The 26,708-nt window shown below is 71.8% G+C and carries 25 protein-coding genes; 7 read left to right on the plus strand and 18 right to left on the minus strand.

Annotation, left to right across the window (positions count from 1 at the left end):
- The first annotated feature begins 19 nt into the window (after positions 1–19).
- Positions 20–1,264: an ATP-binding protein gene (locus tag WFH25_RS02230; RefSeq protein WP_336696675.1), complete on the plus strand. Its 1,245-nt coding sequence runs from the start codon at positions 20–22 to the stop codon at positions 1,262–1,264.
- 74 nt (positions 1,265–1,338) lie between these two features.
- On the opposite strand, the gene ffh is transcribed toward WFH25_RS02230, so the two are convergent.
- Positions 1,339–2,889, minus strand: coding sequence for a signal recognition particle protein (gene ffh, locus WFH25_RS02235; RefSeq protein WP_336696676.1), 1,551 nt, complete (start codon positions 2,887–2,889; stop codon positions 1,339–1,341).
- A 44-nt stretch (positions 2,890–2,933) separates the two neighbouring features.
- On the minus strand, positions 2,934–3,605 hold the full coding sequence (locus WFH25_RS02240) for a hypothetical protein (protein WP_336696677.1): 672 nt from the start codon (positions 3,603–3,605) through the stop codon (positions 2,934–2,936).
- 59 nt (positions 3,606–3,664) lie between these two features.
- On the opposite strand from WFH25_RS02240, the gene WFH25_RS02245 reads away from it, so the two are divergent.
- The 3 genes from WFH25_RS02245 (at position 3,665) to lipA (ending at position 5,949) form a co-directional block, all read left to right on the plus strand.
- Positions 3,665–4,198 carry a hypothetical protein gene (locus tag WFH25_RS02245; protein ID WP_336696678.1) on the plus strand — a complete coding sequence of 178 codons (534 nt, stop codon included), beginning with the start codon at positions 3,665–3,667 and terminating at the stop codon, positions 4,196–4,198.
- 63 nt (positions 4,199–4,261) lie between these two features.
- Complete coding sequence (lipB, locus tag WFH25_RS02250; protein WP_336696679.1) at positions 4,262–4,969, plus strand: lipoyl(octanoyl) transferase LipB; 708 nt, start codon at positions 4,262–4,264, stop codon at positions 4,967–4,969.
- Entirely contained in the window at positions 4,966–5,949 is a 984-nt protein-coding gene (gene lipA / locus WFH25_RS02255) for a lipoyl synthase (RefSeq protein ID WP_083413783.1), read from the plus strand. Before lipB ends, lipA begins: the two co-directional genes overlap by 4 nt.
- Positions 5,950–6,046: 97 nt before the next feature.
- On the opposite strand, the gene WFH25_RS02260 is transcribed toward lipA, so the two are convergent.
- Together WFH25_RS02260 and ftsY are read right to left on the minus strand one after the other, a co-directional pair.
- Positions 6,047–6,205 (minus strand): DUF4175 domain-containing protein, encoded by a 159-nt coding sequence (locus WFH25_RS02260; protein ID WP_139199230.1) that lies wholly within the window; start codon positions 6,203–6,205, stop codon positions 6,047–6,049.
- A gap of 58 nt (positions 6,206–6,263) precedes the next feature.
- Positions 6,264–7,133 (minus strand): signal recognition particle-docking protein FtsY, encoded by an 870-nt coding sequence (gene ftsY / locus WFH25_RS02265; protein WP_336696680.1) that lies wholly within the window; start codon positions 7,131–7,133, stop codon positions 6,264–6,266.
- Between the two features lie 218 nt (positions 7,134–7,351).
- On the opposite strand from ftsY, the gene WFH25_RS02270 reads away from it, so the two are divergent.
- Positions 7,352–8,380: a TerC family protein gene (locus WFH25_RS02270; protein ID WP_070416415.1), complete on the plus strand. Its 1,029-nt coding sequence runs from the start codon at positions 7,352–7,354 to the stop codon at positions 8,378–8,380.
- Between the two features lie 261 nt (positions 8,381–8,641).
- On the opposite strand, the gene WFH25_RS02275 is transcribed toward WFH25_RS02270, so the two are convergent.
- The 7 genes from WFH25_RS02275 to WFH25_RS02305 all read right to left on the minus strand — a co-directional run bounded on the left by WFH25_RS02275 (position 8,642) and on the right by WFH25_RS02305 (position 17,844).
- Positions 8,642–12,451 carry a chromosome segregation SMC family protein gene (locus WFH25_RS02275; protein WP_336696681.1) on the minus strand — a complete coding sequence of 1,270 codons (3,810 nt, stop codon included), beginning with the start codon at positions 12,449–12,451 and terminating at the stop codon, positions 8,642–8,644.
- 32 nt (positions 12,452–12,483) lie between these two features.
- Positions 12,484–13,455: a bifunctional DNA-formamidopyrimidine glycosylase/DNA-(apurinic or apyrimidinic site) lyase gene (gene mutM, locus WFH25_RS02280; RefSeq protein WP_336696682.1), complete on the minus strand. Its 972-nt coding sequence runs from the start codon at positions 13,453–13,455 to the stop codon at positions 12,484–12,486.
- A 4-nt stretch (positions 13,456–13,459) separates the two neighbouring features.
- Positions 13,460–14,185, minus strand: coding sequence for a ribonuclease III (rnc, locus tag WFH25_RS02285; protein ID WP_309888899.1), 726 nt, complete (start codon positions 14,183–14,185; stop codon positions 13,460–13,462).
- A 13-nt stretch (positions 14,186–14,198) separates the two neighbouring features.
- Positions 14,199–14,402, minus strand: a complete 204-nt coding sequence (gene rpmF, locus WFH25_RS02290) for a 50S ribosomal protein L32 (RefSeq protein WP_022905230.1) — start codon at positions 14,400–14,402, stop codon at positions 14,199–14,201.
- A 47-nt stretch (positions 14,403–14,449) separates the two neighbouring features.
- Entirely contained in the window at positions 14,450–15,052 is a 603-nt protein-coding gene (locus WFH25_RS02295) for a YceD family protein (RefSeq protein ID WP_070416418.1), read from the minus strand.
- 87 nt (positions 15,053–15,139) lie between these two features.
- Positions 15,140–15,634, minus strand: a complete 495-nt coding sequence (gene coaD / locus WFH25_RS02300; RefSeq protein WP_336696683.1) for a pantetheine-phosphate adenylyltransferase — start codon at positions 15,632–15,634, stop codon at positions 15,140–15,142.
- Positions 15,635–15,654: 20 nt separating this feature from the next.
- Positions 15,655–17,844 carry an ATP-dependent DNA helicase RecG gene (locus tag WFH25_RS02305; RefSeq protein WP_336696706.1) on the minus strand — a complete coding sequence of 730 codons (2,190 nt, stop codon included), beginning with the start codon at positions 17,842–17,844 and terminating at the stop codon, positions 15,655–15,657.
- A 129-nt stretch (positions 17,845–17,973) separates the two neighbouring features.
- Between WFH25_RS02305 and WFH25_RS02310 the strand changes: the two genes are divergently transcribed.
- A complete protein-coding gene (locus tag WFH25_RS02310; RefSeq protein WP_336696684.1) occupies positions 17,974–18,537 on the plus strand; it encodes an RsmD family RNA methyltransferase in 564 nt (187 codons plus the stop codon).
- A gap of 46 nt (positions 18,538–18,583) precedes the next feature.
- Here the strand turns inward: WFH25_RS02310 and thiL are convergent, their stop codons facing one another.
- Entirely contained in the window at positions 18,584–19,591 is a 1,008-nt protein-coding gene (thiL, locus tag WFH25_RS02315) for a thiamine-phosphate kinase (RefSeq protein WP_336696685.1), read from the minus strand.
- A 24-nt stretch (positions 19,592–19,615) separates the two neighbouring features.
- On the opposite strand from thiL, the gene WFH25_RS02320 reads away from it, so the two are divergent.
- Positions 19,616–20,101: a DUF3515 family protein gene (locus tag WFH25_RS02320; RefSeq protein ID WP_336696686.1), complete on the plus strand. Its 486-nt coding sequence runs from the start codon at positions 19,616–19,618 to the stop codon at positions 20,099–20,101.
- Between the two features lie 7 nt (positions 20,102–20,108).
- Here the strand turns inward: WFH25_RS02320 and WFH25_RS02325 are convergent, their stop codons facing one another.
- The 6 genes from WFH25_RS02325 to leuC all read right to left on the minus strand — a co-directional run bounded on the left by WFH25_RS02325 (position 20,109) and on the right by leuC (position 26,590).
- Positions 20,109–21,209 (minus strand): D-alanine--D-alanine ligase family protein, encoded by a 1,101-nt coding sequence (locus tag WFH25_RS02325; RefSeq protein WP_071302178.1) that lies wholly within the window; start codon positions 21,207–21,209, stop codon positions 20,109–20,111.
- A 32-nt stretch (positions 21,210–21,241) separates the two neighbouring features.
- Entirely contained in the window at positions 21,242–22,255 is a 1,014-nt protein-coding gene (locus WFH25_RS02330; RefSeq protein WP_070419107.1) for an NAD(P)H-dependent glycerol-3-phosphate dehydrogenase, read from the minus strand.
- A gap of 91 nt (positions 22,256–22,346) precedes the next feature.
- The gene (locus WFH25_RS02335; RefSeq protein ID WP_071296141.1) at positions 22,347–23,102 is read right to left on the minus strand and encodes a lysophospholipid acyltransferase family protein; all 756 of its coding nucleotides are present in this window, start codon (positions 23,100–23,102) and stop codon (positions 22,347–22,349) included.
- A gap of 85 nt (positions 23,103–23,187) precedes the next feature.
- Entirely contained in the window at positions 23,188–24,555 is a 1,368-nt protein-coding gene (gene murA / locus WFH25_RS02340) for a UDP-N-acetylglucosamine 1-carboxyvinyltransferase (protein ID WP_071296140.1), read from the minus strand.
- On the minus strand, positions 24,555–25,151 hold the full coding sequence (gene leuD, locus WFH25_RS02345; protein WP_071296139.1) for a 3-isopropylmalate dehydratase small subunit: 597 nt from the start codon (positions 25,149–25,151) through the stop codon (positions 24,555–24,557). The genes murA and leuD overlap by 1 nt, the downstream gene beginning before the upstream one ends.
- A complete protein-coding gene (leuC, locus tag WFH25_RS02350; protein ID WP_071302179.1) occupies positions 25,151–26,590 on the minus strand; it encodes a 3-isopropylmalate dehydratase large subunit in 1,440 nt (479 codons plus the stop codon). The genes leuD and leuC overlap by 1 nt, the downstream gene beginning before the upstream one ends.
- Between the last annotated feature and the right edge of the window lie 118 nt (positions 26,591–26,708).

Consider the following 26,708-nt stretch of genomic DNA (forward strand, 5'->3'; position numbering starts at 1 on the left):
CGACGGACGAGGAGTCCCGATGGACGACGACCCACTGATCGACGCGATCCGGCGAGCCGTGGTGGCCGCTCCGGAGGACGTCACGCTCCGGGTCCACCTCGGGCGCCTGCTCCTCGACGCGGGGCGCCGGGTCGAGGCCACGACCGAAGCGGCGGCAGCGGTCGCGGTCGCCCCCGACGACGCCGCGGCCCGGGCGCTCATGCTCGAGGCGCTGCAACCCGACGCGACGGCCGGCCCCGCCGCGCCCGGACCGGACGACGCCGCGACGGACGACGCCGGTCCCCCGCCCGCGACCGGGTTCGACTGGCACGCCGCCGAGCAGCAGGTGGAGCACATCGTCGAACCGGCGTTCGTCGACGACGACGGCCCCGACCCGAACCCCGCGTCGGCGTTCTCCGTCGAGCGCGCCGGTGTCCGGTTCGCCGACGTCGGTGGCATGGAGACCGTGAAGCAGCGCCTGACCGCGGCGTTCCTCGCACCGCTCGCGAACCCCGAGCTGCGCACCCTCTACGGCAAGAGCCTCCGCGGCGGCCTGCTCCTGTACGGGCCGCCCGGCTGTGGCAAGACGTTCATCGCCCGGGCCGTCGCGGGCGAACTCGGCGCACGGTTCATGAGCGTCTCGATCACCGACGTGCTCGACCCCTACGTCGGCCAGAGCGAACGCAACATCGAGGCCGTGTTCCGCGCCGCCCGGGCTGCGGCGCCCTGCGTGGTGTTCTTCGACGAGGTCGACGCGCTCGGACAACGGCGCAGTCAGACCCGGAGCTCGCACGTCCGCGGGATGGTCAACCAGCTCCTCACCGAGCTGGACGGCATCGACGGCGGGAACGAGGGCGTGTTCGTCCTGGCGGCGACGAACCAGCCCTGGGACGTCGACCCCGCGCTCCGCCGACCGGGGCGGCTCGACCGCACCGTGCTCGTGCTGCCGCCGGACGCCCCCGCGCGCGAGGCGGTCTTCCGCGGCCACCTGCGGGACCGACCCGTCGAGGGCATCGACGCCGCAGCGCTCGCGAAGCGCACCGAGGGGTTCTCGGGCGCGGACATCGCCTACGTCTGCGAGGTCGCCGCGGAACGGGCGCTCATGGACAGCGTCACGACCGGGTCGGTCCGGCTGATCGGCATGGCGGACCTGCTCGGCGCCCTCGGTGAGGTGCGCCCGTCCACCGGTGCCTGGCTGGACGCCGCGCGCAACGTCGTCCTCTTCGGCGAGGACGACGGGACGTACGCCGACCTGCGGGCCTGGCTCAAGCGGTCCAAGCGCTGACCGACGGACGGGAGGCGCGGTGCCAGCCGGCACCGCGCCTCCCGTTCGTCAACTGATTGCGATCGCGAGCCGCGTCAGCGACCCAGGAACTTCTGCAGCGACGCGAGCTCTTCCTCGGTCGGCGCCTTGCCGCCCTTGCCGCCGCCGAGCCCGAGACCGGACCCCTTCGGCGCCTGCTGCGGCGCCGCGGCCGCACCCGCGGCGAGCGCCGCACGCTTCGCCGGGTTGCCGACCTTGGACTTCTTCTTGCCGCCCTGCTGCTGCTTCTTGCCGCCGTGCATGCCGGGGATCGGCCCCATGCCGGGCATCTGCGGGACCCCACCGCGGGCGACGGTCTTCATCATCTTCGCGGCCTGCTCGAACCGGTTCACGAGGGCGTTGACCTCGGTCACGGTGGAGCCGGCACCCTTGGCGATGCGGAGGCGGCGGGAGCCGTTGAGGAGCTTCGGCAGCTCGCGCTCCTGCGGGGTCATCGACTGGATGATGGCCTCGGTGCGGACGATCTCGCGCTCGTCGAAGTTGTCGAGCGCCTCGCGCATGCCCTTGGCGCCGGGGAGCATGCCGAGCATGCCCTTGATCGAGCCGGCCTTGCGGAGCTGCTGCATCTGCTCGAGGAAGTCGTTGAGCGTGAACGAGTCGCTCGCGATCTTCTCGGCGACCTTGCGCGCTTCTTCCTCGTCGAAGGCACCCTGCGCCTGCTCGATGAGGGAGAGGATGTCGCCGAGGTCGAGGATGCGGCTCGCCATGCGGTCCGGGTGGAACGGCTCGAAGTCGTCGAGCCCCTCGCCCGTGGAGGCGAACATGATCGGACGGCCGGTCACGCTGGCGACCGACAGGGCCGCACCACCGCGGGCGTCGCCGTCGAGCTTCGAGAGGACGACGCCGGTGAAGTCGACGCCTTCCTGGAAGGCGCGGGCGGTGTTGACCGCGTCCTGACCGATCATCGCGTCGATGACGAAGAGGACCTCGTCGGGGTCGACGGCCTTGCGGATGTTCGCGGCCTGCTTCATGAGCTCGGCGTCGACGCCGAGACGACCGGCGGTGTCCACGATGACGGTGTCGTACTGCTGGTCGACCGCGGCCTTGATGGCGTTCTTCGCGACCTTGACCGGGTCGCCGACGCCGTTGCCGGGCTCCGGCGCGAAGACGTGCACGCCGGCCTGTTCGCCGACGACCTGCAGCTGCTGCACGGCGTTCGGACGCTGGAGGTCCGCCGCGACGAGCATCGGCGTGTGGCCGTCCTTCTTGAGCCACTTGCCGAGCTTGCCGGCGAGCGTGGTCTTGCCGGCGCCCTGGAGGCCCGCGAGCATGATGACCGTCGGGGGCCGCTTCGCGAACTCGAGACGCCGCTGCTGGCCGCCGAGGATGGCGACGAGTTCCTCGTTGACGATCTGGACGACCTGCTGCGCCGGGTTGAGCGCGCGGTTGACCTCGTCGGAGAGGGCCCGCTCGCGGACGGCTGCGGTGAACGCCTTGACGACCTCGAGCGCGACGTCGGCGTCGAGGAGCGCCCGCCGGATCTCGCGGACGGTGCCGTCGACGTCGGACGGAGTCAGCCGACCCTTGCTCCGCAGGTTGCGGAAGGTCTCGGTCAGCCGATCGGAGAGTGAACCGAATTGCGCCATGATCCGTCGATTCTACAAGGCCCCGCCCGGACGCTCTCGCCCGTTCACCGCAGGAGGACGCCCTCGGCCAGTTCCACCGTCGTGCCGAGCCCGAGATCGACCACCACCGGAGCCGACGACGGGGCCCGGTCGAGCGTCGGGAACCACCGGCGGCCGGGCGACACCAGGATGAGCAGCCCGTCGACGTCGCCGACGGGGGCGAAGTCGGGCCCCGGCGGGCCGGCGTAGGGGTCGAGTCCGTGCTGGCTGAGCGTCTCGACCGCCCCGGGGACGTCGGGGACGGCGATGCCGACCTCACTGACCGACACGAGCAGCGGGGCGAGCGGCGCGGGGTGCCCGCCGGCCGGCGCGGCGTCGCCGTCGGGGAGCTCCCGTCGCTCGATGAGCTCGAGCAGCTGCCGGTCGGGCCCCTCGAAGTACACCGACCGCGAGTCCCACCCAGCCGGCCCCTCGAACTCGTCGACACCCTGCGCCCCGAGCACCGTCGCGACCTCGGCCGCCCGGCGCTTCGCGTCCGCGAACGTCCCGGTCGGGATCGTGAACGCGAGGTGGTGCGCCCCGGTCATCCCGTCGAGCACGCGGAAGACGAGCTGCGACGACCCGACGGTGACCCGGACCGAGTCGTCGTCGGCGAGCACGGCGCACCCGAGTCTCTCGTAGCAGCGGGCGGTGTCGTCGAGGGAGCGGGTGGCGAGCTGGACCTGGCGGATGTGCATGGCCCCACCCGACACCCTCAACCGCGCTTCAGGTCAAGCCCCGGACTACTGTCCGTCGCATGCACCTCCGGGAGATCGACCTCGGCGGCTGGGCCCGTGCCGCTGCCGTCGCACTGCTCTGCGGGTTCGCCGCCGCCGTGTTCGCGTCACGGTTCGCGATCCCGGTGTCGACCGTCGTGGCCGTCGGCATCGGCGCGGGGGTGCTCGTGACCGTCCTCGTCGTCGTCGCCTGGGCCACCATCGGCGGGTACGCGACCCAGCGGGCGCTGCGGGAGTGGGTTCGAGGGGGTCCGGAGCCGGTCGCCGTCCCCGCCCGACGGCGGGTCCGGTGGCTCGCGCACTTCATCGACCGGACCAGCTGGTTCGCGTGGCTCTCCGCGGTCCTGGCCGTCCTGTTCCTCGCACCGGCCGTCTCGCAACTGGCCGGTGCGAGCGACTGGCAGGACGTCGTGCTCGCGCTCTTCCCCGGGGTGCTGTGGGCGGGCATCGCGGTGCACGTCTTCGCGGTCGAACGACGCCACCTGCCACGGGCTCGTGCGCTGTACGAGGAGGAGCTCCGCACGGCAACGTGGCAGGACGTCCGCCTGCCGTGACCTCCGGAAACCCGTCGATGCCGTTGTTGGACGGAGTACAGAAACTGTCGTAGCCTGGCGCGCATGCCGGAACTCGACATCGTGCGCCCGTCCGGGTTGCTGGACCACGCCGAGGGACTCGCACTGCAGCGGGCCCTCCACGCCGACGTCGTCGCCGGCCGCTCTCCCGGGGCCGTCGTCCTGTGCGAGCACCCGTCCGTGTACACCGCCGGGCGTCGCACCGAACCGTCCGACCTGCCGACGGACGGCTCCCCCGTGGTCGACGTCGACCGCGGCGGACGGATCACCTGGCACGGACCGGGGCAACTCGTCGCGTACCCGATCGTCCGGCTGGCCGAGCCGCTCGACGTCGTCGCCTGGGTGCGGGACCTCGAGCAGGTCATCGTCGACGCGGCGGCCGCCGTGGGTGTGCTCGCCGAGCGGGTCCCGGGTCGCAGCGGCGCCTGGGTCCCCGGCCCGGCCGGTGCCCCGCACGCCAAGGTCGGCGCGATCGGCCTGCACGTCGCCGAGGGGGTGACGAGCCACGGCCTCGCGATCAACTGCACGAACAGCCTCGACGCCTACGCCGCGATCGTGCCGTGCGGGATCAGCGACGCGGGGGTGTCGACCCTCAGCCGCGCAGCCGGTCGCACCGTGACGGTCGACGAGATCGTCCCCGTGGTGCTCGACCGCCTCCGCGCCGCCGAGCGGGGCATGCACTCCGGACACCGGATCAGCAGCGCCGCGGGCACGCCCACCACCACGCCCGCACGACAGGAGACCCTCGTATGACCCTCGCCCCCGAAGGCCGCCGGATGCTCCGCGTCGAGGCCCGCAACGCCGAGACCCCGATCGAGACCAAGCCGGCGTGGATCAAGACCCGCGCCACCCAGGGTCCGGAGTTCCGCGAGCTGTCCGGCCTCGTGCGGAGCAAGCAGCTGCACACCGTCTGCCAGGAGGCCGGCTGCCCGAACATCTTCGAGTGCTGGGAGGACCGCGAGGCCACCTTCCTCATCGGCGGCTCGCAGTGCACGCGCCGCTGCGACTTCTGCCAGATCGACACCGGCAAGCCCGAGCCGCTCGACCGCGACGAGCCCCGCCGGGTCGCGGACTCCGTCGCCGAGATGGGCCTGAAGTACGCCACCGTCACCGGCGTCGCCCGCGACGACCTGCCCGACGGCGGCGCCTGGCTCTACGCGGAGACGATCCGCCAGATCCACGAGCACTCCCCCGGCACCGGCGTCGAGATCCTCGTGCCCGACTTCAACGGCCGCCCGGACCAGCTCGGACAGGTGTTCGACGCCCGCCCCGAGGTCTTCGCCCACAACGTCGAGACCGTACCGCGCATCTTCAAGCGCATCCGCCCGGCGTTCACCTTCGAGCGCTCCCTCGACGTCATCACGCAGGGACGCGACGCGGGGCTCGTCACGAAGTCGAACCTGATCCTCGGCATGGGCGAGGAGCGCATCGAGATCGAGGATGCCCTGCAGCGCTTGTACGACGCCGGCACGGACATCATCACGCTGACGCAGTACCTCCGCCCGTCGCCGCGGCACCTGCCGGTCGCGCGGTGGGTCGCACCCGAGGAGTTCGTCGCCCTGCGCGAGGTGGCCGAGGAGATGGGCTTCGCCGGGGTCCTCGCCGGGCCGCTGGTCCGGTCGTCCTACCGGGCCGGGCGCCTCTGGGCGCGTGCCACGGTCGCCCGCGGCGGCACGGTGCCGGAGCACCTGTCGCACCTGCTCGACGCGACGCCGGGTCGCCAGGCCGTCTGAGCGGTGGGACCGGACGGACGACGGACGGGGGGGGGGGGGGCCCGGGGCCCCCGCGCCTCCCGTTCCGCGCATGCGTCCGTGACGGACGCGTCGGTCGCTACGCGCGACCGCGGATGCTCCTGAGCAGCCAGCCGATGACGGCCAGGATGATGAGGACGATCCCGACCCACAGCAGGAACTTCAGGGCACCGACGAAGATGCCGCTGAAGAGCAGGACGAGGCCGACGATGATCGCGATGATCAGCAGAGCGGGCATGTGAGGGCTCCTTCCGTGTACCTGGACGATCCCTGTACTGCGCAGACGGTACCCGGAATCAGCCCACGAGGTTCTGCACGAACACGTGCGGGGTGAAACCGGTGAGGTCGTTGATGCCCTCGCCCTGGCCGATGAGCTTGATCGGGATGCCCGTCTTCTCCTGCACGCTCAACACGAAGCCGGCCTTGGCCGAGCCGTCGAGCTTGGTGATGACGAGCCCCGTGACGCCCGCGCCCTCGATGAACGCCTGCGCCTGCGCGAGGCCGTTCTGGCCGGTCGTGGCGTCGAGCACGAGCAGGACCTCGGCGATCTCGGTCTGCTTCTCGACCACGCGCTTGATCTTGGTGAGCTCGTCCATCAGCCCGGCCTTGGTGTGCAGTCGGCCGGCGGTGTCGATGACGACGATCTCGGTGTTGTCCCTGATGGCCTTCTCGACCGTCTGGTACGCGACCGACGCCGGGTCCTGCCCGGGCTGGGCCGGTCGCACGACCTCGACGCCCGCTCGCTCCGCCCACGTCGCGACCTGCTCGACCGCGGCGGCGCGGAAGGTGTCCGCCGCGCCGACGAGGACCGTGCGGTCGTACGTCTTGAGGAACTTCGCGAACTTGCCGATGGTGGTGGTCTTGCCGACGCCGTTCACCCCGACGACGAGCACGACCGCCGGCCGGTTGCTGAGCTTCAGCGTGGTGTCGAGCTTCGACAGCCGTTCCTCGAGCACCTCGCGCAGCATCCGCTGGAGGTCGGAGGGGTCCGTCGTGCCGTAGCGGTCGACGCGCGCGTGGAGGTCCTGGATGATCTCGTCGGCGATGTCCGGGCCGAAGTCCGCACCGATGAGCGCCGTCTCGAGGTCCTCCCACGTGGTCTCGTCGATCGTCTTGCGCTGGAACAGCCCGCGCAGCCGGGAGGACAGTGACCAGGAACTCGCCATGTTCCCAGCTTAGAGCGCGGCGCATGTGGGCGGCGCCCGGTACGCTCGACACCACGAAGGGGAGTATTCCTCCTCGGTGTCCCCGTCAGTACGGTCCGGAACGATCCGGGCCCGGGGCGCCGGTCGTGGTCGACACATCGTGCGGACCGCGGCGGAAGAGACCTTCAGGCCTCGGCGTACCCACCACCTGGTTGCGCCCATCGACCTGAAGGAAACCCGTGGACGTCCCACTCTTCGTCTGGCTCCTCACCATCGCAGGCATCCTCGCGCTGCTGGTGTTCGACTTCTTCTCGCACGTGCGCACCCCGCACGTCCCGCACATCAAGGAATCCGCGTTCTGGTCGGCGTTCTACGTCGGGCTCGCGATCCTCTTCGGTGTCGGCATCCTGGTCTTCGGCGGCGGACAGGCCGGCGGTGAGTACTTCGCCGGGTGGCTGACCGAGAAGGCACTGTCGGTCGACAACCTGTTCGTCTTCCTCATCATCATGACGAGCTTCGCCGTGCCGAAGGAGTTCCAGCAGAAGGTCCTGCTCGTCGGCGTCGCGATCGCCCTCGTCGCACGCGGCATCTTCATCGCCCTCGGCGTCACGATCATCGACAACTTCTCGTGGGTGTTCTACCTGTTCGGCGCGCTGCTCTTCTGGCTCGCCTGGTCGCAGGCCCGCAGCGGCAACGACCACGGTGGCGACGAGGGTGACTCCCGCCTGATCCGGATCCTCAAGCGCGTCATCCCGACCTCGGACCACTACGACGGCGACCGCCTCACCACGAAGGTCGACGGCAAGCGCCTCTTCACGCCGATGCTGCTCGTGATGGTCGCGATCGGCCTCACCGACGTGCTCTTCGCGCTCGACTCGATCCCCGCGATCTTCGGGCTGACCCAGGACGCCTTCATCGTGTTCACCGCGAACGCGTTCTCGCTGCTCGGGCTCCGTCAGCTGTACTTCCTCATCGCCGGGCTGCTCGAGCGCCTCATCTACCTCGGACAGGGCCTCGCGGTCATCCTCGGGTTCATCGGCGTCAAGCTCGTCTTCCACGCCATGCACGTCAACGAGCTGCCGTTCATCAACGGCGGTGAGCACATCGAGTGGGCTCCGGAGATCCCGATCTGGTTCTCGCTGGGCTTCATCATGCTGACGATCGCGGTCGCCACGGTGGCGTCGCTCGTGGTGTCGAAGCGTCGCCAGGAGCGCGGGCTCACCCCGACGGGCGAGCCGAAGGAGGCCGTCGAGGCCGACGCGCACTAGTCGCGACCGTCTGACGGTCTGGAGGCGCGGTGCCCGCCGGGCCCCCCCCCCCCCGGCGGCGCGGCCGGGGGCGCCCCGGCCCCCCCCCCCCCCCCCCCCCCCCCGCGTCGCCGGGGGGGGGGGGCCCCCCCCCCCCCCCCCCCCCCTCCCGTCCGTCGTGTGGTCGCGGAGGCCGGCGGCGCGCCGAGACTCGGCCAGGCGGACAGTTTCGCGGCCGCGAGGGCACGAAACTGTCCGCGGAGCCGAGTCTCGGACTCGGGCCTACGCGACCGCGACCGCCGGCTCCGGCGACCGCTTCTGCACGCGCTGGCCGACGACGGCGGAGACGCCGTCCTGCCGCATCGAGACCCCGTACAGCGCGTCGGCGATCTCCATCGTGCGCTTCTGGTGCGTGATCACGATGAGCTGCGACGACGCCCGCAGCCGCTCGAACACCGTCAGCAGCCGCCCGAGGTTGGCGTCGTCGAGCGCCGCCTCGACCTCGTCCATGATGTAGAACGGCGACGGGCGGGCGGTGAAGATCGCCACCAGCAACGCCACCGCGGCCAGGGACCGCTCGCCGCCGGACAGCAGCGTCAGCCGGTCGATCTTCTTGCCGGCGGGCTTCACCTGCACCTCGATGCCGGTGTTCAGCAGGTCGTCGGGGTTCGTCAGCGTGATCGACCCGGAGCCGCCGGGGAAGAGGATCGGGAAGATGACGTCGAACGCCTCCTTCGTGTCGTCGAACGCGGACTCGAAGATCGTCTGCATCTTCTGGTCGAGCTCGTCGATGATCGTCATGAGGTCGGTCCGGGTCTTCTGCAGGTCCTCGAGCTGCTCGGCGAGGAACGCGTGACGCTGTTCGAGCGCCTGGAACTCCTCGAGCGCGAGCGGGTTCACCTTGCCGAGCTGCCCGAGGTCCCGCTCGGCCGCCTTGAGCCGTCGCTCCTGCTCGGCGCGGACGTACGGCACCGTCTCGACGTCGGCGGGGTCGACGTCCTCGGTGGCGTCGAACTCGGGCAGGGCGGGGCCGCCCGGGAGCGTCGACTCGGCGTCGACCAGTTCGACCAGGTCGTCGTCGGCGTCGGTCGGCGAGTCGGCGTCGGTCGGCGAGTCGGCGTCGGTCGGCGAGTCGTCGGACTGGAGGCGCGGCTCGGCCCCGTCCTCCACCGTCGCCTCCGGCACGGCGCCGTCCAGGACCGTCTCCGCCGCGGCGGCAGCGGCCGCGCGCTCGGCGTCGCGGTGCTTCCGCGCGAGGACCCGGGGGTCGATCAGGACGTCCACCGGGACCGGCACGTGCGGCCCGTACTCAGCGACGAGCACGGCCTCGACGAGCCCGAGCTCGCTCTGCGCCCGGTCGAGCACGCCGGACACGTGCAACTTCTTCTCGTAGATCTCCATCTCGAGCGAGTGCACGCCGTCGGTGATGGACTGGAGGCGGTCGCGGAGCTCGCGCTCCTCGTTCCGGATCGTCTGGAGCTCGGTGTTCCGCTTCGACCGCTCGGCCTCCTCGGTGGCGAGCTGCACGCGCGCCTCGGCGAGGGACCGGTCGACGGCACCGAGCAGCCCGGGCAGGTCGGCGAGCACGTCCTCGGCGACGGCTATCTGGCCACGGCGGATCACGGCGAGTCGTGCGGCCTCCGCCGCTGCGGCGCGTTCGGCCTCGAGTTGCCGCTCCAGCTGGTCGGCGCGGGTCCGCTCCGCCCGGACACGCTCGCGGACGGTCTCGACCTGGATGCGCTGCTCGATCTCGGCGGCGCGTGCGGCCTCGAGCGCGTCCTGCAACCCGGGGCGCTCGGACGCGTCGACGACGGGGCGCGGACGGTCGGCGAACTCCTGGCGTGCGCGTTCCGCCTCGGCCAGGGCCGCCTCGGCAGCCTCGGCAGCGCCGTCGGTCTCGGCGAGGGCTGCGCGCAGTCGCTCGACCTCGGCGGCGGCGTTCTCCACCTTCGCGCGGGTCGACGCGCTGGTCCGGTCGTACTCCGCCTTCGCCCGGGCGTGGGCGCGCGAGGCAGCGTCCGCGTCGTCCGCCGCGCGACGTGCGTCCTCGACGGCGGTGCGGGCGGCCTGGAGGCGCGTGGCCGCGTCCTCGGCGTCGCGCGCGATCGCGTCGCGGCGGGTCACGGCGTCGTCGCGTTCCGCGACGAGTTCGATGCGCGAGGTCACGCGCTCGCCGCCGCCCGTCACGCGGACCGCACGGACGAGGTCACCGGACCGCGTCACCACCGTGGCCTGCGGGGCGGCGGTGAGCACCGCCTCCAGGTCGACCCCGTCGGCGTCCGCGACCAGCGTGTCCCGCAGGATCGCGGCGATCGACGGCGGACCCTGCACGAGGTCGAGTGCGCGGCGGACCCCGGCCGGGAGCCGCTCGGGCAGTCCGGACGGCAGGGCGTCGGCGTCAGCGACCACGACGTCGATGCGTCCGATGTCCTCGGTGCGGGCGTGCGCGACGGCGTCGAGCGCGACGGACCGGTCGTCGGCGAGGACGGCGTCGGCGAGCCCGTCGAGGGCGATCGCGATCGCCCCTTCGAACCCGGGCGTCACGCTGAGACGGTCCGCGAGGCGACCCACGATGCCGTCGCGCCCGGCCTCGATGAGTGCCTGCGAACCGTCACGGACGTCGATCGACATGCCGAGCGCGGCGACACGGGCGTCGAGGGCGTCCCGTTCGCGCTCGAGGGCGTGCAGGCGGTCACGGAGTTCGTCACGCGCCGCCTGGGCCGCTTCCTGCTGCTCGCGGGCGGTCTCGAGCGCGGCGGTCAGCGCCTCCTCGTCGATGCCCTCGGACGGGTCCGCGCCGAGTTCGGCGAGTGCCGCAGCCGCCCGTTCGGACCGCTCCCCCGCCTCGGCCAGCGCCCGCTCGCGCCGTTCCCGGTCGGCCACCGCGGAGCCGCGTTTCGACGTCGCCACGTCCACCGCGGACCCGAGGCGCTGGGCCTCGAGGTCGTGCTGCGAGACGAGAGCGGCCTGGGCGGCGATCCGCTCGTCGAGAGCGTCGAGCGCCGCACGGGCCGCCTGCACCCGCTGCGCCGCCACCGCCGTGCCGCCGGTCATCTCCGCCGCCTGCGCCTCGAGCCGGTCCGCTTCGTTCCGGACGCCCTGCACCTGCTCCGGCGTGATCGTGGGGCCCTGCTGCGGTGCGTCGGCTTGCTGGGCGAGGAACATCAGGCGCTGGTTCGCCAGGCTCGACAGGCCGCGGAGCCGCTCCTGCACGCTCTCCAGCCGGTGCACCACCGTGCGGGCGCGGTCGACGTCGTCGCCGACCATGCTCTGCTCGACGTGCTGCTGGCGGGCACGGGTCTGGTCGAGCCGTTCCTGCAGCACGATGCGCTCGGACTTGCGACCGGCCTCGACCTCCTGGTGCTCGTGGAGCTCGCGGCGCAGGCGGACGACGTCGTCGGCGAGGATGCGGGCCTTGGCGTCACGGGCGACCGCGGCGACCGACTGGGCCTTGCGCGCGACCTCGGCCTGGCGTCCGAGGGGCTTCAGCTGGCGGCGGATCTCCCCCGCGAGGTCGGACAGGCGCGTCAGGTTCGTCTGCATCGCGTCGAGCTTGCGGAGGGTCTTCTCCTTGCGCCGACGGTGCTTCAGGATGCCCGCGGCCTCCTCGATGAAGCCGCGGCGGTCCTCGGGCGTGGCGTGCAGGACCTTGTCGAGCTGGCCCTGGCCGACGATGACGTGCATCTCACGGCCGAGGCCGGTGTCGCTCAGGAGCTCCTGGACGTCGAGCAGGCGGCAGTTCTCGCCGTTGATCGCGTACTCGCTGCCGCCGTTGCGGAAGAGCGTGCGGGAGATCGTGACCTCGGAGTACTCGATCGGCAGCAGGCCGTCGGCGTTGTCGATCGTCAGCAGCACCTGCGCACGGCCGAGCGGACCGCGCGTCGAGGTGCCCGCGAAGATGACGTCCTCCATCTTGCCGCCACGGAGGGTCTTCGCCCCCTGCTCCCCCATCACCCACGCGAGGGCGTCCACGACGTTGGACTTGCCGGAGCCGTTCGGGCCGACGATGCACGTGACGCCCGGTTCGAACGCGAACGTCGTCGGCTGCGCGAAGGACTTGAACCCCTTGATGGTCAGGCTCTTCAAGTACATGCGGTCTCCGGATGCTCTGGTTGGGCGTCAGGCTAACGCGTGCGACGGCGTGGGCGTGGTTGGCACACGGGGCAGATGTGGCTCGATCGGTTCATGAAGGCCTCACGCACGATCGTGGTGCCGCACCGGGGGCACGGCTTCCCCTGCTGCCCGTACACGTGCAACCGCTGCGAGAAGTACCCGGACTGCCCGTTCACGTTGACGTACTGCGCGTCGAAGCTCGTGCCGCCGTCCTCCAGCGCACGGCCGAGGACGTGCCGCACCTCGGCCAGGAGGCCGTGCAGGTCGGCGCGGGTCAGCCGCTCGGCCGGGCGGTCGTAGTGCAGCCTGGCGGCCCAGAGAGACTCGTCGGCGTAGATGTTCCCGATGCCGCTCACGACGCCCTGGTCGAGCAGGACGCGCTTGATGCCGCTCGAGCGCTTCCGGGCGGCGGCGATGAAGCGGTCGTCGTCGAACGCGGGGTCGAGCGGGTCGCGGGCGATGTGCGACACCTGCTTCGGGATGCTCCGGCGCCACACGGCGTCGGGATCGACCTCGTCGACGTGTCCGGCGGAACCGGCCGGCGCCCCGTCGATCGTCGGGACCATCTCGTCGATCGCCATCGAGCCGAACGTGCGCTGGTCGACGAACTCGAGCTCGACCGGGGGCTCCGGGGAGCCGTCGCGGTCGGTGCCGGTGGGCTGGACGTCGAGGAGGATCCGTCGGTGCTTCGCCGCCTCGCGCCCACGGCCGAGCAGGATCTGACCGCTCATGCCGAGGTGGGCCACGAGGGCCTCGGGTCGGTCGCCCTCGTGCTCCGGCTGCAGGGGCATCCAGAGGAACTTGCCACGACGGACCGCGGCGGCGATGGTGCGACCGGTCAGGCGGTCGGCGAAGTCCTCGGCCGGACCGTCGTGCCGGGTCAGTGCCCGGTCGTCGACGACGTCCACGTGCAGGACCCGCGCGCCACTGACGGCGGGTTCGAGGCCGGCGCGGACGACCTCGACCTCGGGCAGTTCGGGCACGCGGTCAGGCCGCCCGGCCGGAGAGCTGCGTCCACGCCTGGAGCGCCGCTGCCATCTCGGCGGTCTTCTTGCTCGACCCGGTGCCGGTGGAGACGTCCTCGCCCTGGAGCACGACCGTGGCGTGGAAGGTCTTGTCGTGGTCGGGACCGGCCTCGGTCACGCGGTACGACGGGTTGCCGAGCGACAGGCTCGACGCGAGTTCCTGCAGGCTCGTCTTCGGGTCCATCGCGGCGCCGAAGCGGTCCGGGTCGATGAGGAGCGGTTCGACCAGCCGGAGCACCAGCTCGGTCGCCGGGTCGGGGCCGGCGGAGAGGTAGGTCGCGCCGATCACGGCCTCGACCGTGTCGGCGAGGATCGACGACTTGTCGCGGCCACCGGTCTGCTCTTCACCCTTGCCGAGCCGGAGGTACTGTCCGAGCCCGATCATGCGGGCGATCTCGGCGAGGGCGACCGTGGACACCAGGCTCGCGCGCCGCTTGGCGAGGTCGCCTTCGTCGAGGTCGGGGAAGGACCGGTAGAGCTTCACGGTCACGGCCTGGCCGAGGATCGAGTCCCCGAGGAACTCGAGGCGTTCGTTGTGCCCGATGCCACCGTGCTCGTACGCGTACGAGCGGTGGGTCAGGGCGAGCTGCAGGAGCTCGAGGTCGATGTCGGCCCCGAGGATCCCCTGCAGACGAACGACGTCCGGCCCCACGGGGCGGGACCCCGTGGCGCCGGACGTCGCTGTCATGCGTGTGGTCCGATCAGACGTCGGCGACCTTGCGGCCCTTGTACTCCATGTACAGGGGCGTGCCGGCGGAGTCCTCGACGACCTTCGCGCGGTGCGGGAGGCTGTAGGTGACCTTGCCGTTCTCGATCGTCTTCACGAGCTGGACCGGCGCGGCCTTCCACTGCGAACGACGGGCGTGCGTGTTGGCACGGGACTGCTTGCGCTTGGGAACGGCCATGGTGGTTCTCTTTCGGTTGGTCGGTGGTCAGTGGCGAGGGGCGGCGGTCAGTCGGCCTGGTCGGCGTCGGACCGCTCCTGACCCTCGGTGGTCTGGGGCGTGGTCGTGCTGGCTGCGTCGGTGTCCTCGCCGCCGCTCGTCGCGTCGTCGAGGGTGATGCCGCTCAGCGCAGCCCACCGCGGGTCCAGGACCTCGTGAGCACGCTGCTCGCCGATGTCGGCCAGTCGCTCGCCCGTCACCGGGTCGAGGCCTGGGCAGTCCGGTCGGCAGACCGGCTGGAACGGCAGCGCCAGCACCACCGCATCTCGAACGACCTGTTCACAATCCACGTGGTCATCGTGAACGAAGAAGTCGAAATCCTCCGAGGCATCATACGCGAACAGCTCGGCGAAATCGACCTCGACGGGCTCGCTGATGTCGATGAGGCACCGGGAGCACTCGCCCTCGGCCTCGGCGCTGGCGTGCCCGGAGACGAGGACGCCCTCGTGCAGGCCCTCGAGCCGGAGGTCGATGTGCATCTCGGCGCCTTCGCGGACGGAGATGACACCCGCTCCCATCGCATCCGGCACCGCGATGTCGAGCGAGTGCTCGCGCATCTCGCCCGGCCGGTGCGCGAGGTCGCGCACGCGCAGGGCGTAGGGGCTGTTCACGTGGGAAGACACGATCGACAAGCCTACATCGCTCGGGCCTGCGAGTCGAGGCGGGGGCGGGCGTGTCCGGTTCCGTGCGTCCGGCGCTCAGCGTCCGGTGTGCTCGTGGAGGGCCGCCGCGACCACCTGCGGCACGTACGGGGTCACGTCGCCGCCGAGGGACGCCACCTGACGGATGAGCGAGCTCGACACGTGGGCGCGGGCGGCCTCCGGCAGCAGGAACACCGTCTCGACGTCGGCGAGGTGGCGGTTCATGATCGCCATCGGGGTCTCGTACGCGACGTCCTCGCCGGATCGGACGCCCTTGACGAGGACCTTCGCACCGACCTGCCGGCAGTAGTCGACGAGCAACCCCGAGGTCCACTCCCCGACCCGGACGTTGTCGGACACGCCCGTCTCGACGAGCGACTCCTCGATGAGGCGGACACGGTCGACCGCGTCGAACATCGCGGGCCGCTTGTCGGGGTTGTGCACGACGAGCACGTGCACCTCGTTGAAGAGCCCCGCCGCACGCCCGATCACGTCGAGGTGCCCGAGGGTCACGGGATCGAAGGAACCGGGGACCACCGCGATCTGCGCCATGCCAGCGACGATACCGGCGTTCAGTTCTTGCCGAGGAACGCGGCGTCGGACTCGTCGAGCCGCCGGGCCAGGGCTTCGCGGAGCGCGGGGTGCCCGTCGAGCTGCGGATCGGGCTCCAGCACGCGCTCGGCTTCCTCGCGCGCGTCGACGATGAGGTCGGCGTGCTCCACGACGCGCAGGAGGTTGAGCGACGACCCCCCGCCCGACTGCCGTTCGCCGAGCACGTCGCCCTCGCGCCGGAGCTCGAGGTCGACCCGCGCGAGCTCGAACCCGTCGTCGGACGCCGACACCGCGTCGACCCGTTCCCGCGAGGTCGTCTCGGCCTCGGCCGCGGTCACGAGCAGGCACACGCCGGCGTACTGGCCGCGGCCGATGCGCCCGCGGAGCTGGTGGAGCTGCGAGACGCCGAACCGGTCGGCGTCGAGCACGGCCATCATCGAGGCGTTCGGCACGTCGACGCCGACCTCGATCACGGTCGTGGCCACGAGCACGTCGACCGTTCCGGCCGCGAAGGAGGTCATCACCCGGTCCTTCTCGTCCGCCGTCATGCGGCCGTGCAGGACCTCGATCCGGCGGTCGGCGAGGACCGGCATCGTCCGCATGCGTTCCGCCGTGGCGAGCACGGTGGCCGGGGCGCGCTTCGGGGCGTCGTCGTTCGCCGGGTCGGGCTCGCCGTCGTCTTCCGTGTGGGCGTCGTCGATCGCCGGGCACACCACGAAGGCCTGTCGGCCGTCGGCGAGTTCCTCGGCCATGCGGGTCCAGATGCGGGACTCCCAGCCCGGGTGCTCGGCGAGCGGGACCGTGAAGGTCTCGACGCCGGCGCGGCCGGAGGGCAGCCCGGTGATCGTCGAGACGTCGAGATCGCCGAACACCGTCATCGCCACCGTGCGCGGGATGGGCGTCGCGGTGAGGACGAGCACGTGCGGCGGTGTGGCCCCCTTCGTGCGGAGGGCCTCGCGCTGTTCGACCCCGAAGCGGTGCTGCTCGTCCACCACGACGAGGCCGAGCTCGGCGAAGTCGACCCGGTCGCCGAGGAGCGCGTGCGTGCCGACCACGAGCCGCGAGCTGCCGGACGCCGCCGCGAGCAGGGCCCGCCGCCGTTCGTCCGTCGACTGCGACCCCGTGAGGATCACCGGCCGGAGCTCGGCCGCGAGGTCGGGGCCGAGGAACTTCACGATCGACCGGAGGTGCTGCGCCGCGAGGACCTCGGTCGGGGCGATGAGCGCCGACTGCCCGCCGGACTCGGCCACGGTGAGCATCGCCCGGATCGCCACGAGGGTCTTGCCGGAGCCGACCTCGCCCTGCACGAGGCGGTGCATCGGCCAGTCCGCCGCCAGGTCGTGCGCGATCTCGGCGCCGACCGACCGCTGGTCGTCCGTGAGCGTGAACGGCAGCGTGGCGTCGAAGCGTTCGAGGATCCCGCCGGACGAGGCGGAGCGCGGCGTGGCGGCGGTGGCGCGCGCGGCGATCCGGCGCTGCACGAGGGCGGTCTGGAGCACGAACGCCTCGCGGTAGCGGAGGGCGTCCTGCGCGCGCTTGAAGTCCGCGACCTTCTCGGGGCGGTGCAGGAGTTCGAGGGCCTTGCGGAACGGCACGAGGTCGAGTCGGGTCCGCACCCGGGCGGGGATCGGGTCCGGGACGTCGGGCAGCGTGTCGAGCACGATCGCCATCGACTTGGCGATCTGCCACGAGGTCAGCGTCGACGTCGCCGGGTAGATCGGGATCGGCTGGCGGGAGAAGCGGATGGCTTCCTCGGACTCGGGGTCCGCCGTCGCCCGGGGGTCGTCGCGGTCGAACAGCTCGTAGTCGGGGTGGGCGAGCTGCCGTGCGCCGCGGTAGTCGCCGACCTTGCCGGAGAAGATGCCGCGGGCACCGGGCACGAGGTCCTTCGTCCGCCAGCCCTGGTTGAAGAACGTCAGGGTGAGCAGCCCCTTGCCGTCGCCGATCTTGGCTTCGAGGATCGAGCCGCGGCGCGCACGCATCGTCCGTTCGCGGACGTCGACGACCTCGGCCACGATCGTCACCGACTCGCCGATCGCGAGGGAGTCGAGCGCGGTCAGGGCACCGCGTTCGGCGTAGCGCCGGGGCGCGTGCTCGAGGAACTCGCCGACCGTGCGGTACCCGAACGCCTTCTCGATCGCGCTCGCCGTCCGTCCGCCCAGGACGTTCGACAACCGCGCGTCGAGCGGTGCGGGGCCGAGGTCCGGCACCGCCGGCTCGGTTGTCGTTCCGGTCGTGACCACACGTCAACGGTACCCGGCGGCACCGACGCGATCCGCGCCTCCTGGACCGCCTGTGGAGAACGCCTGGAGCGCCCGGCGGCCCGCTACGGTGGCTGCATGACCCGCATCATCGCCGGCGCCGCCGGCTCCACGACGCTCCGGGTGCCGAAGTCCGGCACACGGCCGACGAGCGACCGGGTGCGCGAGGCGCTGTTCTCGTCGCTCGAGGCTCGCGGGCTCGTCGACGACACCTCCGTCGCCGACCTGTACGCCGGCACGGGTGCCCTCGGGCTCGAGGCGGCGTCCCGCGGTGCGGTCGAGGTCGTGCTCGTCGACCGGGCGTCGGCGGCGGCGCAGGCCTGCCGGGCGAACGCGAAGGCCGTGCAGCAGCGGGTTCCCGGCGTGCGGATCGACGTGCAGCCGCAGCCGGTGCTCGGGTACCTGCGCGGCACCGTCCGGACGTTCGACCTGGTGTTCATCGACCCGCCGTACGACGTCACCGAGCACGAGCTGGCCGAGGTGCTCGAGACGCTCGTGCCCCGGCTCACGGCGGCCGCGGTGGTGGTCGTGGAGCGGAGCAAGCGCTCCCCGCAGCCGACGTGGCCCGCGGGGCTCGAGCCGTTCAGCAAGCGGAGCTACGGCGAGACCGTCGCGTGGGAGGCCGTGGTCGCCGCCGCCTGACGGCGCGCCCGCGCCCGCTGACGCCGCGCCCGCGTCCGCGAACCGGTCAGCCGGCCGCGCCGTCCCAGTCGGCGTAGGGGTCCCACCCGGTCGTCGGCACGGGCACTTCCCCGCGCACGAGGTCCGCGTCGCCCCGGTCGAGCACGACGCCGATCCGACGGAACCCCCCGGGCAGCGGGACACCGGGCGGGAACGCGGCGAGCAGCCCGTGGTCCTCGCCGCCGTGCAGCGCCACCTCGTCGATGACGGGCCCGGTGCCGGAGGCCTCGTCGAGCGCCAGTGTCACCCCGCTGGCCCGGGCGAGCCGTCCGGCGTCGATCGCCAGCCCGTCGGAGAGGTCGAGCATCGCCGTCGCCCCCGCGGACGCCGCGCGTGGCCCGTCCGCGATCGGCGGGACCGGGCGCCGCTGTCGTCCGACGTCGGGGTCCGTGTCCGCGCCGCTCGCCACGACCGCCTCGCGGGAGGGTTCGCCGTCGGCGTCCACACCCTCGCGGAAGAGCCGCGTCAACCCGCGCGCCGCCGGTCCGAGCTCCCCCGAGACGGCGAGGACGTCCCCGGGGCGGGCGCCCGAGCGGACGACGGGGGCACGGCCCTCGAGGTCGCCGAACGCCGTCACCGACACCGTGAACGCCGACGACGTGGAGAGGTCCCCGCCGACGACACCGCAGCCGGGCGCCAGGGCGTCGACCGCCAGGCGCACCCCGTCCGCGAAGGACTCGAGCACCGCCACGGGGGTGTCCTGCGGCGCCGCCAGGGCGATCACGAGACCGGTCGGCACCGCACCCATCGCGGCGACGTCGGACAGGTTCGTCGCCGCGGCCTTCCACCCGACGTCCTCGGGTGCGGACCAGGCCCAGCGGAAGTCCGGCCCGTGCACCATCATGTCCGTGGTCACCACGAACCGGCCGTCCGGTGCCGCCACGACCGCGCAGTCGTCGCCGGGGCCGAGCAGCGGCGCTCCGGCGGGCAACCGGCGCACGATGCGGTCGAGGACGACGAGTTCGCCGAGCTCCCCCACGGTCGGTCCGGCCCAGGCGTCGTACGTCGCGTCCACACGAGAACGGTAGCCTGGACGTCGATGGACACCGTGCGCCGCCCCACCCGGAAGACCGCGATCGTGGGCGTCGTGATCGCCATCGCGGCCGGTCTGACCGGCTGCACGAACGCCGTCGCGATGTCCCCGGCGCCCTCCGCCGACGCCGCCGCGTGCGCAGCGGTGCAGGTCCGGCTGCCGGCAGCGGTCGACTCGAAGTTCGACCTGCGGAACACGAACGCCCAGTCGACGGCGGCGTGGGGCGACCCCGAGGTGGCCCTGTACCACTGCGGCGTGGCCGTCCCGACGGTCTCCGACCTGCCGTGCTTCTCGCTCGGTGACGTCGACTGGATCCGGGACGACCGTGGCGGGCAGATCGTCTACACGACCTTCGGGCGGTCGCCGGCGGTCCAACTCGTCATCGACGCGACGAAGACCACGAACCAGGTCGTGCAGGACGTCACCGACGCGGTGTCGACGCTCCCGAAGGACGGGCACCAGTGCCTGGACCCGTCCGACGTCGACCAGTAGGCCCGGATCAGCGGACGGCGGCGCGCCCCAGCTCGATGAGCTCGCGGACGAGCTCGCCGTAGGACACGCCCGACGCCGCCCAGCAACGCGGGTACATCGACAGCGGCGTGAACCCCGGCATCGTGTTGACCTCGTTCACCACGAAGCCGTCGTCGGTCAGGAAGCAGTCGACGCGGGCGAGCCCGGAGCCGCCGATCGCCTCGAACGCCCGGGCGCCGATCGACCGGATCTCGTCCGTCTGCGCCTCGGTGAGCGGGGCCGGGCAGAGCAGCGACTCGTCACCGCCGAGGTACTTCGACGCGAAGTCGTAGAAGCCGTCCTCGGCGACGACGATCTCGCCCGGCAGGCTCGTGCGCGGGACGCCGTCACGACCCTCGAGCACCGCGACCTCGACCTCGCGCCCGATCACCCGCGGCTCGACGATGACCTTGGAGTCGTGCTCGAACGCCAGGTCCATCGCGGCACCGAGCTCGTCGGGGCCGTCCACGCGGGACACCCCCATGCTGGAGCCCGCACGTGCCGGCTTCACGAAGAGCGGCCACCCGTGCGCGGCGATCGCCTCGGCGACGTCGACCGGGTCGGCCGACCACTCGCGACGGAGCACGGTCGTCCACGGCGCGACCCGGAGCCCGGCGTGCTCGAGGACCGCCTTGGCGACGTGCTTGTCCATGGCCAGGGCGCTCGCGAGCACCCCGTCGCCGACGTACGGCAGACCGGCGATCTCGAGGAGCCCCTGGACGGTGCCGTCCTCGCCGAACGGGCCGTGCAGGATCGGGAAGACGATGTCGACCGCGATCGTCGTGACGGAGCCGTCCGGGTGCGAGACCACGAGCTCGTTCGTCGCCGGCGACGTCGGGAACGCCACGCGGGTGCCGTTGTCGGGCACGGTCGGGAGCGTGCCGTCACGGAGCGCCCACTGCGCCGGGTCGTCGGGCTGGAGCGTGAACGCCCCGTCCTTCGTGATGCCGATCGGCACGAGGTCGTACTCGGCACGGTCGACGACGTCCATGATCCCGCCGGCGGTCACGCAGCTGATCTCGTGCTCGCTCGAACGGCCGCCGAACAGCACGGCGACGGTCGTCGGTGGCACGGGTGCGATCGTGGGCATGGCAGTCCTCTTGCTGGTCGGGGTCGGACCGGTCACTCGCCCTGGGGTTCGTCGGTCTCGGTGAGGTGCGGCGCGATGTTGCGCGGATCGAGCCTACCGGCGAGCACCTCGGCGACCTGCCCCACGATCGGCATGTCGACGCCGTTCGCCGCGGCGAGCTCGAGGATCGGCGCGACCGAGGCGAGCCCCTCGGCGGTCTGGTTCATCTGGCGCACGACCTCGTCGAACCGGTACCCCTGGCCGAGCAGCCGCCCCGCGGTGTTGTTCCGCGAGAGCGGTGACTGGCACGTCGCGATGAGGTCGCCGAGACCGGCGAGCCCGGACAGCGTCGAGGGCTGCGCGCCGAGCGACACCGCGAAGTCGGTCATCTCGGCGAGCCCGCGCGTGATGATCGACGCCTTCGTGTTCTCGCCGTAGCCGACGCCGTCGACGATGCCGATCGCCACGGCGATGAGGTTCTTCAGCACGCCGCCGAACTCGGTGCCGATGACGTCGGTGTTGATGAACGACCGGAAGTACGGGTTCGTGGCGACGGCGGCCACCGCGCTGGCGGTCTCGGCCGACGACGAGGACACGACGGCCGCGGTGGGCTGCCGACGGGCGATCTCGAGCGCCAGGTTCGGGCCGCTCGCGACGGCGATGCGGTCCTGGTCGATGCCGAGGCCCTGGAGCAGGACCTCGCTCATCCGCAGACCGGTCGCCTTCTCGACGCCCTTCATCAGGCTCACCACGGGCACCCCCGGCGCGAGCAGCGGCGCGATCGCGTCGAGGTTCGACCGCAGGGTCTGCGACGGCACCGACACGTACACCTGCTGGGCACCGTCGAGCACGGCGGACAGCGACGTCGAGGCGGTCAGGGTGCGCGGGAGGTTGATGCCGGGCAGGTACTCCGAGTTGCGCTTGGTCTCGGTGATCTCGCGCGCGACCTCGGGGCGACGTGCCCACACGACCGTGTCGGCACCGCCCTCGGCGAGGACCTTGGCGAACGTGGTCCCCCAGCTGCCGGCACCGATGACGGCGACGCGCGGCTTGTCGGTCGACTGCATGACCACGCGGATCGCGGCGGTGTCCACCGCTCCGGGGGCTGCGACCGCGGGGTCCGGGTGGTCATCGTGCGGGCGGAGGCCCGGTCGCTGCTCACTCAAACCGGCCGGTCTCCTTCTGGTTGTTCGCCGCCGGGTCCCAGCGGGTCGGGGGTGCCTGCTGCCCGCGGAGCTCCTCGAGCAGCGCGGTGATGTGCCGCATGAGCAGCTCGGTCGCCTCGACGAGCACCTGCTGGTCGATCGGCTTGCCGCGGTACGCCGACAGGTCGACGGGGTCGCCGACGATGACGTCCACACGCGACGGCGGGATGAGCCGGAGCTTCTTGCCGTACCGCGCCATGATGTTCTGCGTGCCCCAGTGGGCCATCGGGATGAGCGGCACGTCGTTCTCGAGCGCGATCCGCACCGCGCCGGTCTTGCCGCGCATCGGCCACAGGTCGGGGTCACGGGTGAGCGTGCCCTCGGGGTAGACGATGATGGCGCCGCCCTGCTCGATCAGGGACCGGCCGCCACCGAGCGGGTCGCTCAGCCGGGTACGGCCGGAACGCTCGACGGGGATCTGGCCCATGCCGGACATGATCTTGCCGAAGACCGGGACCTTGAACAGGGACGCCTTCGCGAGGAACCGCGGTGCCCGACGGGACAGCCAGACCGCCGTGCCGACGACGAGCGGGTCGATGTTGGTGAAGTGGTTCGGTGCGAGCACGAACGCGCCCTCGGCCGGCAACCGGTTCGGTCCGTGCCAGTGGTAGCGCGCGGAGAAGCGGAAGGTCGGGATGACCACGGTCGCGAGGATCCGGAAGGCCGTGTTCAGCTCGCCGCGGCGCCACCGGCGCCCAGGGACGGGCATGCCGGTGGTGACCTGCGAGGCGGAGGCGCGCCGCGCCTCCTGGCCCTCACCGTCACCGCGAGGTGCCGGAGCAGCAGTCACCGCGCTAGCCCGCGAAGTCGAAGTCGGCGCCGAGCTTGCGCAGCTTCGGGATGAAGTGCTCGTAGCCGCGGCTGATGATGCCGACGTTCGTGATGTGGGACTCGCCCTCGGCGGTGAGTGCCGCGATGAGGTGGCTGAAGCCGCCGCGGAGGTCCGGGACGCGGACGTTGGCGGCGTGGAGCGTCGTCGGGCCGGTGATGACCGCGGCCTGCTCGAAGGGACGGCGGGCGACGCGACGGTCGTGCCCGGGCAGGCCCTCCTTGTGGACGACGATGTCCGCGCCCATCTCGTTCAGGGCGTCGGTGAAGCCGAAGCGGTTCTCGTACACGGTCTCGTGCACGATGCTCTGCCCGGCGGCCTGGGTCAGGGCCACGACGAGCGGCTGCTGCCAGTCCGTCATGAACCCGGGGTGCACGTCGGTCTCGATGACGACCGGCTTGAGGACCTCGAGCTCGCGGTAGAAGCGGATGCCGTCCTCTTGGATGTCGAACCCGCCGCCGACCTTGCGGAAGACGTTGAGGAACGTCATGAGTTCCTGCTGCTTCGCACCCTCGACGAAGATGTCGCCGTTGGTCGCGAGCGCGGCGGAGGCCCAGCTGGCGGCCTCGTTGCGGTCGTTGATCGCACGGTGCGTGTAGCCGCGGAGCGACTGCACGCCCTCGATGAAGATGACGCGGTTCGGCTCGACCGAGACGATCGCGCCCATCTTCTGCAGGATCGCGATGAGGTCCATGATCTCGGGCTCGATCGCGGCGTTCCGGAGCTCCGTGACGCCCTCGGCGAGGGTCGCGGACAGCAGGACCTGCTCGGTTGCGCCGACACTCGGGTACGGCAGCTCGATGTACGCGCCCTTGAGGCCGTCCGGGGCGGTGAGGTGGATGCCGTTGACCTGCTTGTCGACGACCGCGCCCATGGCACGGAGGGCGTCGAGGTGGAAGTCGATCGGGCGGTCGCCGATGCGGCAGCCACCGAGGTCGGGGATGAACGCCTCGCCGAGCTTGTGCAGCAGCGGACCGCAGAACAGGATCGGGATGCGGCTCGAACCGGCGTGGGCGTCGATCTCGGCGAAGTGCGCCGACTCGACGTTCGACGGGTCGAGGATGAGCTCGCCTCGTGCAGGATCGGTGATGCGCACGCCGTGCACCTCGAGCAGCCCGCGGACGACCTTGACGTCGGAGATGTCCGGGACGTCCTTGAGGATCGACGGGGTGTCACCGAGCAGCGACGCCACCATGGCCTTGGTCGCGAGGTTCTTCGCCCCGCGGACCTCGATGCGTCCCACGAGCGGCTTGCCCCCGCGGATGACGATCTCGTCCGACTTGAGGCCCACGCGCGCCCCTGCGGCCGCTGCGTCCTGTACGAGAGAGTTCACTACTTCACCGGCAATGTCTTCGGCCGCCAACGGGAGCGGCGGGATTCGAACTCCGTGATCGAGGTCTCGTCACGGAGGGTGAGCCCGATGTCGTCGAGCCCTTCCATCAACCGCCAACGAGTGTAAGCGTCGATCTCGAAGGGGACGTCCACATCCCCGAGCGACACGCGCTGCGCCACCAGGTCCACGGTCGCCGACACCCCCGGGTTCCGCTCGATCTCGGCCCAGAGCCGCTCGACTTCCGATTCGGTCACGATCGCGGTGACCAGTCCCTGCTTGCCCGCGTTGCCCTTGAAGATGTCGGCGAAGCGAGGCGAGATGACGACCGCGAAGCCGAAGTCACGCAGTGCCCAGACGGCGTGCTCACGCGACGAGCCGGTGCCGAAGTCCGGGCCTGCCACCAGGACCTTCGCGCCCTGGTACTCGGGCTGGTTCAGCACGAAGTCGGGGTCCTGGCGCCAGCCGGAGAACAGGGCGTCCTCGAAGCCGGTCTTCGTGACCCGCTTGAGGTAGACCGCGGGGATGATCTGGTCGGTGTCGACGTTGGACCGCTTGAGCGGTGCGGCGATTCCGGTGACGGTCGAGATCTTGTCCATCAGTGTGCCCCTTCCAGGACGGCGTTCGACTCGGACGTCTCCAGGTCCCACGGGCTGGAGAGCGTGCCGCGCACGGCGGTCGCCGCGGCCACGAGCGGGGACACCAGGTGGGTGCGCCCGCCCTTGCCCTGACGCCCCTCGAAGTTGCGGTTCGACGTGCTCGCGCAGCGCTCCCCCGGCGCGAGCTGGTCGGGGTTCATGCCCAGGCACATCGAGCAGCCGGCGAACCGCCACTCGGCCCCGAACTCCGTGATGACCTTGTCCAGCCCCTCGGCCTCGGCCTCGAGCCGGACCCGTGCGGACCCCGGCACGACCATGACCCGGACCCCGTCGGCCTTCTTGCGGCCCTGGATGATCGACGCGAAGGCCCGGAGGTCCTCGATGCGCGAGTTCGTGCACGACCCCATGAAGACCGCGTCGACGGCGATGTCCTTCATCGGGGTGCCGGCCGCGATGTCCATGTACTCCAGCGCACGCTGCGCGGCGGCCTGGTCGTTCGGGTCGTCGAAGTCCGCGGGCGACGGCACGCTCTCGGAGAGCGAGACGCCCTGGCCGGGGTTCGTGCCCCAGGTGACGAAGGGCTCGAGCTCGTCGGCGTCGATGAAGACCTCGGCGTCGAACACCGCGTCGTCGTCGGTCGACAGGGTGTCCCAGTAGGCGACGGCGTCGTCCCAGTCCTGGCCGGTCGGGGCGTGGTCGCGGCCCTGCACGTAGTCGTAGGTGGTCTGGTCGGGGGCCACCATGCCGGCGCGGGCACCGGCCTCGATCGACATGTTGCAGATCGTCATGCGGCCCTCCATCGAGAGCGCACGGATCGCCGAGCCGCGGTACTCGAGCACGTAGCCCTGCCCGCCGCCGGTGCCGATCTTCGCGATGACGGCGAGGATGATGTCCTTCGCCGTCACGCCCGGACGCAGCGTGCCCTCGACCGTGATCGCCATGGTCTTGAAGGGCTTGAGCGGCAGGGTCTGGGTCGCGAGGACGTGCTCGACCTCGGACGTCCCGATGCCGAACGCCATCGCACCGAACGCCCCGTGCGTGCTGGTGTGCGAGTCGCCGCAGACCACCGTGATGCCGGGCATGGTCAGGCCGAGCTGGGGACCGACCACGTGGACGATGCCCTGCTCCTTGTCGCCCAGGGAGTGCAGGCGGACGCCGAACTCCTCGCAGTTGCGACGGAGCGTCTCGATCTGGGTCCGGCTGGTCGGGTCCGCGATCGGACGGTCGATCGCGAGGGTCGGGGTGTTGTGGTCCTCGGTCGCGATCGTCAGGTCCAGGCGGCGCACCGGGCGGCCGGCCTGGCGCAGGCCGTCGAACGCCTGCGGACTCGTGACCTCGTGCACGAGGTGGAGGTCGATGTAGAGGAGGTCGGGGTTGCCGTCCTCGCCCTTGACCACGACGTGGTCGTCCCACACCTTCTCGGCGAGCGTCTTTCCCATCGGCCCGACCCTTCCTCGTTGTCGTCGATGCGCCGCTGTCGCGGCTCGGTCCGGCGAGTCTAGCAGGTTGGTATACCAACGTGCTCCCGCGCCGGTCCGGCGGCCTGGAGGCGCGGCT

The sequence above is a fragment of the Curtobacterium sp. USHLN213 genome, assembly GCF_037144815.1.
Taxonomy (GTDB): domain Bacteria; phylum Actinomycetota; class Actinomycetes; order Actinomycetales; family Microbacteriaceae; genus Curtobacterium.